Source organism: uncultured Mucilaginibacter sp., assembly GCF_903913935.1.
In the GTDB taxonomy this organism is placed as follows: domain Bacteria; phylum Bacteroidota; class Bacteroidia; order Sphingobacteriales; family Sphingobacteriaceae; genus Mucilaginibacter.
This window is the reverse complement of sequence record NZ_CAIWNH010000103.1, coordinates 1-14,543: the sequence shown is the minus strand read 5'-3', so window position 1 is coordinate 14,543 and position 14,543 is coordinate 1. Positions and strand designations below refer to the sequence as shown.

At 41.1% G+C, this 14,543-nt stretch carries 16 protein-coding genes; 7 read left to right on the top strand and 9 right to left on the bottom strand.

The features are described 5' to 3' along the window. Window positions 1-464 precede the first annotated feature (464 nt). The 3 genes from QZY09_RS04090 to QZY09_RS04080 all read left to right on the top strand — a co-directional run bounded on the left by QZY09_RS04090 (window position 465) and on the right by QZY09_RS04080 (window position 2,755). Window positions 465-1,109 (top strand): HAD family hydrolase, encoded by a 645-nt coding sequence (locus QZY09_RS04090; protein WP_295668465.1) that lies wholly within the window; start codon window positions 465-467, stop codon window positions 1,107-1,109. 136 nt (window positions 1,110-1,245) lie between these two features. Continuing rightward, the gene (locus tag QZY09_RS04085) at window positions 1,246-2,532 is read left to right on the top strand and encodes a DUF2851 family protein (protein WP_295668462.1); all 1,287 of its coding nucleotides are present in this window, start codon (window positions 1,246-1,248) and stop codon (window positions 2,530-2,532) included. Between the two features lies 1 nt (window position 2,533). Then, entirely contained in the window at window positions 2,534-2,755 is a 222-nt protein-coding gene (locus QZY09_RS04080) for a PspC family transcriptional regulator (protein ID WP_295668459.1), read from the top strand. Between the two features lie 153 nt (window positions 2,756-2,908). On the opposite strand, the gene QZY09_RS04075 is transcribed toward QZY09_RS04080, so the two are convergent. The 4 genes from QZY09_RS04075 to QZY09_RS04060 all read right to left on the bottom strand — a co-directional run bounded on the left by QZY09_RS04075 (window position 2,909) and on the right by QZY09_RS04060 (window position 6,495). Beyond that, window positions 2,909-4,900, bottom strand: coding sequence for a glycoside hydrolase family 97 protein (locus tag QZY09_RS04075; RefSeq protein ID WP_295668456.1), 1,992 nt, complete (start codon window positions 4,898-4,900; stop codon window positions 2,909-2,911). Window positions 4,901-5,110: 210 nt separating this feature from the next. Next, window positions 5,111-5,470: a DUF1493 family protein gene (locus tag QZY09_RS04070; RefSeq protein WP_295668453.1), complete on the bottom strand. Its 360-nt coding sequence runs from the start codon at window positions 5,468-5,470 to the stop codon at window positions 5,111-5,113. Window positions 5,471-5,566: 96 nt separating this feature from the next. Continuing rightward, a complete protein-coding gene (locus QZY09_RS04065; RefSeq protein WP_295668450.1) occupies window positions 5,567-6,076 on the bottom strand; it encodes an N-acetyltransferase in 510 nt (169 codons plus the stop codon). An 83-nt stretch (window positions 6,077-6,159) separates the two neighbouring features. Next, window positions 6,160-6,495, bottom strand: a complete 336-nt coding sequence (locus QZY09_RS04060) for a cupin domain-containing protein (RefSeq protein ID WP_295668447.1) — start codon at window positions 6,493-6,495, stop codon at window positions 6,160-6,162. Window positions 6,496-6,686: 191 nt separating this feature from the next. Between QZY09_RS04060 and QZY09_RS04055 the strand changes: the two genes are divergently transcribed. Together QZY09_RS04055 and QZY09_RS04050 are read left to right on the top strand one after the other, a co-directional pair. Further along, on the top strand, window positions 6,687-7,607 hold the full coding sequence (locus QZY09_RS04055; RefSeq protein ID WP_295668444.1) for a J domain-containing protein: 921 nt from the start codon (window positions 6,687-6,689) through the stop codon (window positions 7,605-7,607). A 112-nt stretch (window positions 7,608-7,719) separates the two neighbouring features. Further along, window positions 7,720-8,013 carry a chaperone modulator CbpM gene (locus QZY09_RS04050; RefSeq protein ID WP_295668441.1) on the top strand — a complete coding sequence of 98 codons (294 nt, stop codon included), beginning with the start codon at window positions 7,720-7,722 and terminating at the stop codon, window positions 8,011-8,013. A gap of 58 nt (window positions 8,014-8,071) precedes the next feature. Here QZY09_RS04050 and QZY09_RS04045 read toward each other — a convergent pair whose 3' ends face one another. Beyond that, window positions 8,072-9,754 carry a hypothetical protein gene (locus tag QZY09_RS04045; protein ID WP_295668437.1) on the bottom strand — a complete coding sequence of 561 codons (1,683 nt, stop codon included), beginning with the start codon at window positions 9,752-9,754 and terminating at the stop codon, window positions 8,072-8,074. Between the two features lie 239 nt (window positions 9,755-9,993). Continuing rightward, on the bottom strand, window positions 9,994-10,770 hold the full coding sequence (locus QZY09_RS04040) for an enoyl-CoA hydratase/isomerase family protein (protein WP_295668385.1): 777 nt from the start codon (window positions 10,768-10,770) through the stop codon (window positions 9,994-9,996). 190 nt (window positions 10,771-10,960) lie between these two features. Between QZY09_RS04040 and QZY09_RS04035 the strand changes: the two genes are divergently transcribed. After that, the gene (locus QZY09_RS04035) at window positions 10,961-11,302 is read left to right on the top strand and encodes a LysE family translocator (RefSeq protein ID WP_295668382.1); all 342 of its coding nucleotides are present in this window, start codon (window positions 10,961-10,963) and stop codon (window positions 11,300-11,302) included. A 10-nt stretch (window positions 11,303-11,312) separates the two neighbouring features. Beyond that, on the top strand, window positions 11,313-11,591 hold the full coding sequence (locus QZY09_RS24670; protein ID WP_367119163.1) for a LysE family translocator: 279 nt from the start codon (window positions 11,313-11,315) through the stop codon (window positions 11,589-11,591). Window positions 11,592-11,613: 22 nt separating this feature from the next. Here the strand turns inward: QZY09_RS24670 and QZY09_RS04030 are convergent, their stop codons facing one another. From QZY09_RS04030 to QZY09_RS04020, 3 genes are all read right to left on the bottom strand, one after another. Then, a complete protein-coding gene (locus QZY09_RS04030) occupies window positions 11,614-12,309 on the bottom strand; it encodes a LytTR family DNA-binding domain-containing protein (protein WP_295668379.1) in 696 nt (231 codons plus the stop codon). Continuing rightward, window positions 12,302-13,330: a sensor histidine kinase gene (locus QZY09_RS04025; RefSeq protein WP_295668376.1), complete on the bottom strand. Its 1,029-nt coding sequence runs from the start codon at window positions 13,328-13,330 to the stop codon at window positions 12,302-12,304. The genes QZY09_RS04030 and QZY09_RS04025 overlap by 8 nt, the downstream gene beginning before the upstream one ends. A 17-nt stretch (window positions 13,331-13,347) precedes the next feature. Beyond that, on the bottom strand, window positions 13,348-14,543 hold a 1,196-nt coding region (locus tag QZY09_RS04020; RefSeq protein WP_295668373.1), incomplete at its 5' end, for an acyltransferase family protein.

The following is a 14,543-nucleotide window of genomic DNA, read 5'->3' as shown; positions in this document are numbered from 1 at the left end:
TGCGCATTGTATAAAGATAAACGCCGCCCCAACAAAAAACAGGAAATAGAGAAGTAGATGTTTCATAGTAAAAATGTATTAAAGGCAGTTACATTGAATAATGCTTAATAAGCAAAATTTTAATTCAAATATAATTAGAAAAAATTAAACTTCATAGTGGGAAACACCTTTTTTGCGTACGTAGTTTTACGTATTTTCTAACAGTTGGTGAATATTCATAACGATATATTAATGATAATCGCTTTTTCTCACTTTTTTAATATCAACAAGCCATGAGTTGAATTGTTTGAAAAATATTTTACTTTAAGGATATAACCCCAGAAATATAAACTATTAGTTACGCAATACGGGTGTCGTGTAGAAGGCGGATAGGGCTTTTATTTGATAATAACACTACATTTTGTTTCCTGCTATTTCAATTGTATTTGAAAAATCTCCTACTTTTGCCGGAAATCCCTCGATTAATGCACAAGTCCGGAGAAAATAAATTTGACAGTATAATTTTTGACCTTGATGGAACTCTTTGGGACAGTACCGGGAATGTTGCGATAGCTTGGCAGAATGCCATTGACCAGGTGGACTATGTAGATGAGGTAATGACGCAGGAAAAAGTTAGATCAATAACAGGTATGGCATACAATGTTATTTTTGATACCTTGTTTCCCTACCTGGATACTGAAAAGCGAAATGAGCTTATGGCAATTTGCGCTAAAAGCGAACTGGAAATATTGCATACTCGCGGCGGAGAATTATACCCGGCGCTTGATGAGACCCTTGGCTACCTTGCCGGTAGATATAGGTTATTTATTGTGAGTAATTGCCAGAATGGTTATATCGAAGTATTTCTTAAATTAAGTGGTATGGAGCATTATTTTTCGGGCCATCAGTGTTATGGAACCAAGGGCAACCCCAAAGCCGAAAATATAAAAGATATTGTAAACGACTATCAGCTTAAAACGCCGGTATATGTAGGTGACACCATGGGCGACTACAACTCAGCAACAAAGGCCGGTGTGCCCTTTATTTTTGCAAATTACGGTTTTGGTGCAGTTGAAAACGGGCAGATAGCTACCATAAGCAGCTTTGGTGACCTGGTTGAAATGTTATAGGAATTTGTTGATTGAGTTGATTAAGTGAGCAGTTATTTTTACTGCTTTATTTTTTTTATTTAAAATTAATCTTCTAATTTGGCTGATATCGCAAATTTTAATTTAACCAACAATTCACCCAATCAACTAAAAACATATGCTTTTTCCCGAAGACTTTCTTCATTATGTTTGGAAGTTCCGGTTGTTTGACCGGGGCGATTTGCGGTCCAATGATGGTGAGGCTTTGGAAATATTTTCGGCAGGAATGCATAATGCTGATTCGGGTCCTGATTTTCAAAATGCGCGGATCAGGATAGGGGATACCGTTTGGGCGGGAAATGTTGAAGTACACCTGTCATCATCCGATTGGAAAAAGCATGGGCATAGCACTGATAACGCCTACGAAAATGTGATCCTGCATGTCGTTTATAAGGATGACGCGCCATTAATATTGCCCAACGGGCGGCAAGTGCCGACGCTCGAACTGCAAAACAGGATCCCCGACGAACTTTACAGCCGCTACCACAAACTGATCTTTGGCGAACAAACTATTATACCCTGCGAGGCCAGTATAGGCGGTGTAGATAGCCTTACCCTGCATAACTGGCTCACCAGAGTATTAGTTGAGCGGCTCGAAAAGAAATCTGCTGCCGTATCCACGGCGTTAAACCTTAACCGGGGTGACTGGGAAGAAACATTTTACCAGTTCTTAGCAGCAAATTTTGGCTTTAAAATCAATGCGCTTCCATTTGAATTGCTGGCAAAATCGTTGCCACAAAATATACTGGCGAAGCATAAGAACAACCGAATGCAGATAAACGCTTTGATATTTGGGCAAGCGGGTTTTTTGGGAGAAGTGTTTAAAGATGAATACCCGCTTAAACTTAAAGAAGAATACAACTTCCTGCAGAAAAAATATAAACTGACACCAATCCAAAAACATCTATGGAAATTCATGCGGCTACGCCCCGCAAATTTCCCCACCATTCGATTGGCGCAATTTGCAGCGCTGATAATGAAATCAAATCACCTGTTTTCAAAACTATTGGAAATAAAAGACGTAAAAGTGTTAAAGGCTCTGTTTACCGATGTAAAAGTGAACCCGTATTGGGAAGATCATTACCGTTTTGATGTCGTTTCGTCTCCTTCATCAAAAAATATTGGTGAAGCATCGGTCGATATTTTACTTTTAAATACAATGGCCTTATTTTTGTTTAGTTATGGAAAACATAACCAGCAACAGCATTTTATTAACCGGAGTTTGCAATTACTGGAACATTTACCCGGCGAAAACAATAAAATTATAACAGATTTTAGTAACTTAGGGGTGGAAATTAAAACAGCGTTTGAATCGCAGGCTTTAATTGAATTAAAAAATAGCTATTGCAATTATAAAAAATGCCTGCAGTGCGGCGTTGGTAACAAGATTTTAAAGTTGGCTTGATATGATGCAAAAGATAATCACTTTTTTTGAAAGATACTCCTTCGGGGTATGCACTTATCTTGGCGAAAAATTTAATGTTTCGATTAGTAAGATAAGGTTGTTTTTTATCTACTCCTCTTTTCTGGCAGTAGGGTTCCCGTTGGTATTTTATGTGTTTGCCGGTATCGTACTTGATATCCGGAATTATGTAAAAAGAGTGCATACCAGGGTTACTGACCTGTAATTTCGGATGTCGGAATTCCGATTTCGGAATTATGCTTATCTTAATTTTATGGAATCAGTGTCGGTGTCTGAGAAAACAATCTCCCGCTGTGCTCTAAATCTTCAAAAATTCTTAAATCCCAAATCGAAATTCCGAAATCCGAAATAAATAAAACTATTTCTTTTCAGGATCTGAATAAACATGCATCACTTGCCCGCCACCTTCAGCGAGCACCATATTCATTAAAGTTTTTTTATTAATTTGTTTTTCAACTTTAACCAAATGGTTCAAATCAGGATCCGAAGCAGGGGAATCGCTCCATATCTCGGCAGTATAGTTCCCATCTGGTAAAAAATCCAAAGATTTTGAGATCGTATGCGATGCATGATTGGTAATTGCGCCTATATACCAGTCATTCCCTTTTCGCCTTGCAATCGCCAGGTATTCACCGGGTTTGGCATCAATAACATGTGTTTCATCCCAGGTGGTGGGCACCTTTTGTATAAATTCAAACCCAGGCTGGCTGACATATGCCTCAGGGGCATCGCACGCCATGCCGATAGCATTATCAAGCACCACATACATGGCCAGCATATGACAGCGCGTCCCCATCACAAATGGGCGGGTATAATGGATCTTAAATTGTTCAGGTGATGCTGCCCTGAAACCACCCAGGTGGTAATCTGTCGACCCGGCCAGCAACCGGGTAAAGGCAACGTTTACATCAGCATCTGGGGTCACCCAATTACTCCACTTGTCGTTCTCATAGTTCAGCGTGCCTTCGCGGGTAAATTCATTGGGCCAGGTGCGGCTCTCGCCCGTTGGTTTATACGCGCCGTGGAACTGGATATGTAAATGGTGCTGCGCTGCTTTTTGCAATATTTCTTCCTGCATGTTTACCATTTCCTGGTCGTCGCGGTCCATAAAATCGCACATCAGGCCTTTTATGCCCCATTTTTCGTATTGGGCGAAGGTTTCATCGAGTTTAGGGTACAAAGCATAAAAATGTACCCAAACCCGTATGCCTACGCCTTTTTTGGCAGCTGAATCGCAAATTTGCTGCATGTCAAGCCCCGGAACGGCTTTCGACGGATCAGCATTTGGCCCGGGCTGAAAACCAGCCCCATCATTTACATACCATTCATGCAGCCCGTATTCAACAACGGAGTGATATTCAATGCCATATTTGGCGCAAAAATCAACATAGTACATATTGGTCACGTAGTTGTTGCCCGGTGCATTGATGGTATCCGGCACAACATCCCCATTCCACCAGGGAAAGGTAGTTTTGCCGGGTTTTATCCATGATACATCCTTTATTTTACAGGGTTCATTTAAATTTGTGAGTATGTTCGATTCCAAAAATGCGCCCGGCCGGTCGCTGATCATCATCACCCGCCAGGGGCTGTTATGCGGCAGCGTTGCTTTTACTTTTATTTCGGTTTGATGAGGCAGGGGAGATAACCTGCTTTCCAGCACGCCGTTGTGCTTCATCAGGTACATGCCTGCATAATCATGTAAATTCGCCTCAGTTATCGCCATATAATTTCCGTTGGGGAACTCAAACAGCGCGGGCATATCCATCAGCGTATCTGCCTTCAATTCATTAAGGTTTATCCTGGTATACAGGCCTTCGTGCGATGTGGTATAGTTAACGCGGTACATTACTGTAGCGACAGGGTTTTGTGCGAGGTTAAACGAATCGGTCTCATCTGTAATATTTGCCATATCCGCCCATTGTTTTTGTTCAGGGATGGCATACCTGAACGCGACACCGTCATTAAATACGCGCACCTCAATATTCATCTGTCGCCTGGTGCCCGATTGTTCCGCTACTGGTACAATTATTCTATTACTTTCGCTATGTACCTTGCTGGTTTTGCCAATTAAAAGGTCATAATCTTCAGTTACTTTTTCCGGTTTTGCAGATGAAATAACCACGTGGTTATTAAATGTGCCACCTTCTTTAAAACTAAGGTTTAGCCTTGAATTATCAACCATTAAAACCCCTTTATAGATCACCCGGTAATACAGTCCTTCGTTGTCTGTACTTAATGAAAACCGGATATTAGCATCCGGTGAACTTACAGTAACGATTTTACCGGCAAAGGTATTGGAGCAGAAAAATAAGCACCATACAAATAGGATGCCGCGATGCCTTAACATAATTTATCGGTTGTAAATTGGTATAAACAATAAAAGTATGTTATTTATCATTAACCTTATCATAAAAGGGAGGACTTTTCGTTTTGAATTGAGATTTAAAAAATGCCATTGCGGGCTACCAGCTTTCCCCTTTAAATGCCGGACCGTTGCAAGCTGACCACACATTTATCGCTCAAAAAGCGGGGGGCGCTTTGTAACCCGCAATGGCTTTTATATCAATTTCCCGGTGCGTACGGCGTCCTGCAGGTTGCTTACCCTGAACTTTGGCTTATAGATGCGGTTCGACAGACGGTTTACCCAGGAAGATTTATAACCAAAAACAGTTTTCAAAACCTTTACACTTGCTGAGCCTGTGGGGTAGCCATATTTATACCAACTGAATTTAGATTGATCGACACCGAAGGTTTCTGCAAACTCAGCGAGGAACAGATCAATTTCTATATCAACGATATCCAGATCGAGGTCGATACTGGTATCAAGGTTCAAAGCACCGGGATCAACTTCCCTGATCTTGTACCGGGTACAGTAATCAACAATAAATGCTTTCAATTGCGGATGAATCTCTTCCATCTAAATAAAAAGTTTCTGTATCATCTGTGTTATGAGACGACAAAACTTTTAGAAGGTTGCACCCAGAATGGCTTTTTTTAAAGAAAAATGAGTGTTTCAGATCTTTTTTTCCATAACGATCAGCTCGATAGGCTGTTTTGGGTTGCCGAATTTTTTATCGTGATGAAAAGGAAGCACTTCTCCGGTAGGCTGATAGCCCCGGCGCTGGTACCAGGCGATGAGTTCGTGCCGGATACTGATTACTGTCATGGTTAAGGTAAGGCAATCCAGTTGCCGGGCATAATTCTCTGATGCAATCAGTAACTCGCGTCCGATACCTTTTGCCTGCAGGAATGGCGAAACACTAAACATGCCTACATACAATTTGGGTGAACGTTTTTCAAGATAAACGCAACCCGTAATTGATCCGTCATAGTCTGTGTTTTTTAAAATAATAATATCCGGATTTTCAAAATAACCGTTAAGAGTGGCCTCGTCAATTCGTAAACCTTCAAGCAAATTGGCTTCGGTGGTCCAGCCTTTTTTTGAGGTTTCGCCGCGATAGGCGCTGTTTACTAAAATATTAAGTTCCGGAACGTCGGTTACAAGGGCCTTTGTTATTGGCATAAAATATCTGAAAACGACAAACCTAAACTTTTTACAGTTCAGAACAAAAATTGGGGTTCAGTTAGGGTGATAATCATGTGGCGTTAAAGCGCCCTGTAATCTTCCCTCACCGGGCTAAAAATGTCTATCAGCTTACAATCGGTTAGGGCAATGCCGCTATGCCATGCGTTTGACGGGATAATAGCAAACTGGCCGGGATCCAATACCTGTGGTACATCGTTAACCGTCATCTCAAACTTTCCTTCAATCGAAAAGGAGCACTGCTCATGAACGTGCCGGTGTCGCGGTATTGAACAACCTGCTTTTACCTCAATAAAATTGATGGTATTAGTGGAAGTGTGGATTAGTTTAGAGAAAAAGCCGGGGGCTATCTCTTTTGTTTCGATTGAAGAAAATAGCCTGAAAATTGTTTCGTCCATAAAGTAAAGTTAATGGTAAAATCGCTTTAATCGTTAATGGAGCTAAAAAAATGATTTTGCCGTTTTATTAAAATGATCAAATACATTTTTTAGGATGAAGAACATCCTTATTTTTGGTAAGCATAATGATTTAAACAAAACAAACAGGGGCTGATCAGGGTTTAAATCAGTAAGCATTCAATATACTCCCTATGGCATTTATCGACTATTACCAGGTATTAGGTATCCCTAAAAACGCGGCGGATAAGGATATAAAAAATGCCTATCGAAAGATGGCACGCAAATATCATCCCGACTTAAACCCCAACGATGCTGAAGCGAATAAAAAATTTCAACAACTGAACGAAGCAAATGAAGTACTGAGTGATCCGGAAAAGCGGAAAAAGTACGACAAATACGGCGAAAACTGGCAGCACGGCGAGGAACATGAACAATATGAGCAACAGCAGCGTAGCCGCCAGCAAGGCGCCTATACAGGAGGCCAGGGTTCAAGTTTTGAAGGCTATGGCACCGAAGGTTTTGGCAGTGAAGATTTTTCAGACTTTTTCCAATCTATGTTTGGGCAGGGGGCAAGATCAGCAGGCGGCGGCAGGCAGGCCAAATATCGCGGGCAAGACTTTAATGCATCGTTTCGCTTAAACCTTAAGGATGTTGCCGAAACCCAAAAACAAACGCTAACGGTTAACGGCAAAAACATCAGGATAACTATTCCGGCAGGTATTGAAAACGGCCAGATCATTAAAATTGCCGGGCACGGCGGCCCGGGCGCAAATGGCGGCCCGGCCGGCGATCTGTTTATTACTTTTTCAGTAGAAGATGATCCCCGTTTTAAACGAAATGGCCATGACCTGTATGCCAATACTAAACTCGACCTGTATACTGCGGTTCTTGGCGGTGAAGTAACCATTGACACCCTTAATGGCAAAGTGAAAATAAAAGTTAAACCCGAAACCCAGAACGGAACTAAGGTGAAGCTAAAAGGCAAAGGAATGCCGGTTTATAAAAAGGAAGGGGAGTTTGGCGACCTGTATGTGACCTATGACATCCAGATCCCAGTAAACCTGACCGAAAAGCAGCAGAAGTTATTTGAGGAGATAAGAGATAGTCAGTAAACCTGCCTGCCGGCAGGCAGGATCCGGAAAGTCAGTAAAGTCCGAAAGAAAAATGGACAAATGACCAAACGGCGCGACCAATGAACTAATGAACTAATGAACCATTGAACCAATGAACCCTAATGAGATGGAAAATTTAATAGCAATAACAACTATCTGTACTTATCATGAAGTTGAATATACCTTTATCAACTCTTTAAGCGAGGCTGGATTGCTTCACCTTGAACTTATTGACCAAACGTCCTATATCCCCGAAAGCGACTTGCAAAGGCTTGAAAAAATGATCAGGCTGCACGATGAACTGGAGATAAATGTTGCCGGTATCGAAGCTATTACCCATTTACTGGAGCGCATTGAACAAATGCAGGAGGAATTGCGGGTTTTGAAGAATAGCATTGGCAATTAGAATAAAGATCTATTTTCTCATACCGAAATCGAAATTCCGAATTCCAAAATCAAAATAATTACATAGAATATTTCCGTTTTAATTCCTCGCTCACGATATAGGCATCCTCCACCACCGATTCAGGGTAGCCAATGGTTTCAAGTATGGCGATGCCGTTTTTGTTTTTGAGTACGCCTGTCTTCATTTTGTAATCGAATACCAGCCGAGTATCATTTACCGATTCCTCGAAAGAATACACTGCATAATCATTATCCAGCAGTTCGGCCAGTTCAAGGTCGTGGGTGGATACAAATACAAAGTTTTTGTTATCGGTAAGGTAAGTCAGTACTGATTTTGCTGCCGCGATACGTTCAATCGTATTAGTGCCCCGGAAGATCTCATCAATGATAACCAAACTTTTAACCGGCTCATCGCCGCCGCTCTGGTTAATGATATCGAGGATTGATAACGCCTCCGCCTGGAAATAGCTTTTATTTTCGCCCAGGTCGTCAGTCGTGCGGATGCTGGTTTGAATTTTAAGCAATGGTGCTTTGTATTCAGAAGTGCAGGTGGTAAAAATGGTTTGGGCCAGTAATGTGTTTAGGGCTATTGAGCGGATAAAAGTAGTTTTACCCGACATATTGGAGCCTGTGATCAGCACGCCCTCGTCTGTACGGGTATGGATAGAGTTGGGAACGCAGTTATAGATCAGCGGGTGGAACATATCAGTAAGGTCCATCCGCAGGTTATCGGTGTAAAAAACAGGCTTGCTGTAATGCGGCAAACCGGCCCGCACTGACAATATCGCGATCAGTGAGTCGATCTCTCCCACATATTTATAAAGTACTTCGATATCAGAGCGGTATTTGTTTATGCGTTTTACTGATGTGATAAACATCAATGGTTCGAGCAAAAATGTCACTTTAAATATCTTATAAATGGCATAGCTTAAGTTTTCAGGGTTACCGGCAATTTTACTTTCAAAATTTACAAGTCGTAAAGATCGGTTAAGCCCAGACAAATTATTCAGGCTTTGTTTAGTCTGTTCATCCTGTTCAAATTTTACCGTTTTTAATAATTTACGGGCGACGCTATGCAGGATCATCAGCTGCGGCAACGAACGGGTGTAAGACGAGATTTTATTCCGGGTGCCGAAATGAAGGGCAATGTTGCCAAGGATCAATACCAGCAACACTACAAAGCTGATAGGGTCGGGCACAATAAACAGGGATACCAGTAAGCCGATAATGGCAATGCCCGAGATCCTGATGTAAAGGCTCATCAATGGAACCAGTAAGAATTCATGCTCTTTTAAAAATAATTCTGCCAGGTAGTAAGCATCGGTGCTGTTTAGCTTTGAAATGTCAAGTTCAATTCTTTCAAGGTCGGGGCGCGGTATATTAAGGGTTTCAATTTTACGATCGAATTTTAAGAGGTCCTCGAATGATGTTTCCGGAGTAAACAGCTTTTTGTAGAGATACTGTTTTCCTGGCTTTGAGTTTGTCCGGTCAATAAAGTTAAAAACGTTGTTCAGGTCAAGGTCATCAGCAATCGGCATCGAAACCCTTGCCGGGTCATCAATACCGTTTAAATAAGCAGCAATGAGTTTAAAATTACGACGTGAATTTACCGGGCGACCCCATTTGTTTTTTATTCTTTCCAGATTTCTTTCTGCTGTTCTGCGTTTATCATAATAATTGTAAACGTAAAAAACAACCAGGATACATACTAAAACTACTACGGTAAATAACCAATAAAACATAGGAAAAATATATCAGTAAAAGGTAAATAATTTTTTTAAAACCTATCGTAAAGCTATTTAATCTTTAACAATAAGCAATAGTTATGCAAATAATTAATTGTAAAAAAATACAATCAGTTGTCTCCTTTATACGGGTTTTGGAAGCTAAAGTTGTTTAAGCAAATGATAAAATATTTTTCCTTTTTTATATGAAATGTAATCTCCCAATTGGTGGAAAAGTGAAATAAAGACGTCTGTTTTTATCTTTTTCCACCTAAAAATCCCTTCAGGGCCTGCTGCGTAAATTCAGATAATACCAGTGCGCCGCTTATGGCTGCCCGGTGGTTAAGTACCTCATCCCAGTCGGCAGTACCTTCCCACAAAATTTCTTTTAAACCATTAAGCGCTTCAGGGTGATAGGAGGCAAGCTTTTCCGTTAATGCAACAATCGCATCATCCAGGGCCGCAATATCGGGATAAACTTCATTATAAAGGCCTTTTTCCATCGCCCATTGTGCTGATTGAAAATCAACGGCACGGATAGTGAGCTGAGAAAATGCGGGCAGGCCAATTTTGCGGATAACCGCAGGTGAAATAACGAACGGCCCTATGCCAATGGCCAATTCGCTCAATTTTATGGAGGCAGCTTCTGTTGCCAGGCAATAATCGGCGGCGGCAGCAAGGCCAACGCCACCGCCAACAGCTTTTCCCTGGATGCGGGCGATGATGATTTTTGGTGATTTGCGACAGGCATTGATCACCCTTGCAAAGCCCGAAAAAAACTCCGCGCCGGTTTGTTTATCTTTTATTTGCAGTAATTCGTCAAAGCTGGCACCGGCACAAAAAGTACGGTCGCCTTCACTTTTTATAATGATTACGCGTGTTTGTGAATCATGGCCTGCCTGGTTGATCTTCGCCGTTAAATCATCCAGCAAAGCTGTTGGTAATGAATTTTGAGCTTGATGATAAAAACTGATAGTGGCAATGCCGTTATCGTTTATATGAAGAGTTACGTTTCCGTTATCGGGTGCTGACATAGATTAGTTGAGACAAATAGTCAATCAAATTTAAGGTAAAATCAGTTAAGCATTTATATAAACTGTATTGTCAGTTTGAATTAATGAATAAATGCTGCATTTTTAATGAGGCGAAAGCTGAAAGGTAAATGGCGAAAGGTATCTAAAAGCACTGCCCATTTCAACGTTCTCAACCCAAACATCCAACCCAATGTTTAATTATCAAAATCAGTACTTGTTTTTCATTGCGTCGTTGCTACTGAACCTTACGCCGGGTAACGATATGCTATATGTGGCTTCGCGCAGTGTATCGCAAGGGATAAAAGCGGGCATCGCATCGGCAGTAGGTATTTTTGTTGGATGTTTTGTGCATATTTCGGCCGCGGTGATGGGTCTATCTATTATTATTTCCAGATCTGCTTATCTTTTTCAATTAATCAAATTTGCAGGCGCGGCTTACCTTATCTATCTCGGGGTTAAAGCATTATTATCGAAAGTTGTGATTGAAACCGCTAACGAAACCATCAAAAGCAAATTATTGGAAATTATTTAAACAGGGGATTGTGACCAATGCTTTAAATCCGAAAGTTGCAGTTTTCTTTTTATCATTTTTACCGCAATTTATTAACCCATCGTCTCCTTTTTTTAAATTCCAGTTGTTTACACTTGGTATTTGGTTTGCAGTTCAGGGGACATCGGTGCTCGTCATCGTGGCCTGTATTTTGGGTAAATCAAAAGATTTTTTCAGTAACCACCCAAAAGTTTGGCGGTTACAGGAAAAAATTACTGGTTTTATTTTGATTGGTTTGGGGGTTAAAATCGCGCTCGTATTCAGAAAATAAAGAAAAATGGATGTTCAGCACATCACCTGACAATTTGCCCCAAAACTTCTTCCCTCAAATATTTGCTTACCGGAACCTGGTGGTTTTTAATATAAAGTGTATTGCCATCAATACTATCCACTTTATTAATTGCGACAATGTATGATTTGTGGGTTTGAACAAACTGCCCGAGAGGCAATTTCTCTAAAAGGCCCTTGATGGTGGTATGAATGATTAGTTTTTTGTTTTCAAAATGGATGGCGGCGTAGTTTTCCATCCCTTCAATAAATAGGATCTCATCAAAGTTTATCTTTTCCAGCCTGCCGTTTGATTTGGCGAACATGTAAGGCACGGCAGCGCTTCCTTTTTCATCCCGCGAGGCAAAATACTCCTGTGCCTTCCAGGCTGCTTTTAAAAAACGTTCGTAGGATATTGGCTTTAGCAAATAATCGAGTACATCCAGTTCAAAGCCCTGTACAGCATATTGTTCGTAGGCAGTGGTAAATATTACCTTGGGAGGCCTGGACAGGGCTCTGATAAATTCAACGCCGGTAATATGCGGCATCTGGATATCCAGGAAAAGCAAATCAACTGGTTCCTTTTGCAGCATATCGTTTAATTGCAAGGCATCTTCACAAACTCCTTTCAGATCCCAAAAACTAACCTTTTCTACATAGCCTTGCAAACCTTTCCGGGCAAATGGTTCGTCGTCAGTTATTATACAGGTGATCTTATTCATAATTCAGTATCAATTCAGCTGTAAAATTGTTGTCCTCTTTTTTTGTGTTAAAAATGTGTTTACCCGGATAAAGCAGGTCGAGCCGTCGTTGTAAATTTTCAAGCCCGATGCCACCTTTGCGGGTGGCAGGTGTTTCAAATTCGGGGACAGAGTTTTCAACCTTAAAGATGATCTGTTTACCAGTTGTTTGGGCGTCAACAAAAAGCTTATAATCACCCCCTAAAAACTTAAAGGCATTTTCAACGAGGGGTAAAAATAACAGAGGGTAAACCAACTGACCATCCAGTTTATCATCAATGCTAACCGTTAATTCAAGCTTTTCGCTGCTGCGGATTTTTTGCAGGTCGATAAAACTTTGCAGGTATTCCATTTCGCTTTTTACAGGCACCTGCTGCTGCTGATCATACAATTGGTAACGCAGCAGTTCCGAAAACTTTTCGATACTATTTTTTGCTCCCGGCAGATCGTCATCCATCTGGAAATAGATGGTATTTAATGCATTGAACAAAAAATGGGGGTGGTATTGCGATTTTAAAAATTTAAGCTCGGTTTGCAAGTGGTCATTGGTCACTTTTTCAAGCAATACCCTGTTATCAATATAGGCCATCATATAGGTGCGGGTACGGGCTATGCCATAATATACAATTGCATACAGGCTGGGTATGGTGCAAATATCTGCAAAGTCGTCCCAGTAAAGCCTGCCGTTGATGAATATCACCCAGGGCGTAAAAATAAGATTTACCAGCACCAGGTTAAGACCTACCATTAAACCAAGCTCCCGTACTACATTCTGGTAGCGAAATTGAAGGGGCCAGTGCTGATCGTAATATTTAAATAAACGCCTAAACATATAAACGCCGGCGTAGCCTACAATTAAGCTTAATATAATCTCAATTATATTCTGCGTCCATGTCCTTTTCCAAAACCGGAGGCCAATATCTGTATCATGCAACAGCCTCACCGTAAAGTAAATCAACAGGCCGTACAGCGGCGGGAAAATATATTTTCTGAATATTTTCATCAGTTCAAATTACAAATTTAAGCTGAAAGCATTACCACTTCATCTAACTTTGCGGTTTCGGGAAAACCGTTAGCTTTTTTCCCGGCCTTTGGCTTCATCCCAAATAAAAATCTTGTCGGCGCAAACGGCCTTATCAGCAAGTGATAAATGCCAACTGTTATAAACAATGTAAATCCAACCGTATAAATATACTTTGATAAAATGCTTTCGTTGGGTGTTCGAACAATATAATAGGTAAGTATAACAATTACCGTTTGGTGTAAAATATAAAAGGGGTAAACAGCCTGGTTTAAATAATCAAGCACTTTATGTTTGCGGTTCAAGTATTTTTTGCCGTATCCAACCAGCGCAAGTACCCAGCTCCAGCCTACAATGGCCTTTAACCCCAAAAAAAGTTCAATAAACGAATAGCCGCCGAAAGGCCATTGGGCTTCGCCGGGTTCAATTTTGTTCCAGCGCAAACAGTTTAGGAAAATCAAACTTACGAAGCCAATGGTTAGGGCGAATCGGCGGTTTCGCTCCAGGCTTTCCATCAGCAAAGGCTGAGTGATGCAAATAAAACCAACCAGCAGGAAAAGCAACCAGTAAACAAAATAGCAATAATCGTGTGCCAGGTCATTGGTTGCGGGGAATTTGGCTGCAAGCAGGGCATACCATACAATACCGGGGAGCATTAAAATATAGATCCATTTTCCTTTGGCCAGCAAGGCTAGTTTTTCTTTAAGGAGGACGCTTTTTGGCGATGCCATCCAGGCAAACAAGGGTGAAAACAAAATATCATATAAAAACAGGTAGGCAATAAACCAAAGGTGGTGCCAGCTGAAACTGCCTTTGGGATAGGGCACAAAATTGAACACCGTTTTGTAGAAGTTCCAGAAACCGCCGGTATATCCGTTATTTAATCGTTCCATATAAATTTGCGGCGGTACAATAAAAAACATGCCCACCAGTAACGGGATAAACAACCTGCGGAACCTTAAACCAATAAAACCAATGCTGCTGCGGCGCTGCATCATAAAATAGCTTACCGTTCCCGAAATAAAGAAAAGCAGGGGCATGCGGAACAAGTGCATAAAATAATTTGTTTCCATTAACAGGTGGCTGGTTTCGTGGTTCTTGATATGCCACCAGTCTCCGGCGACATAGGGCATTGCCGAGTGGAAGAATAATACACCCACGATGGATAATATTCTTAACCAGTCGAGGTAGGTTT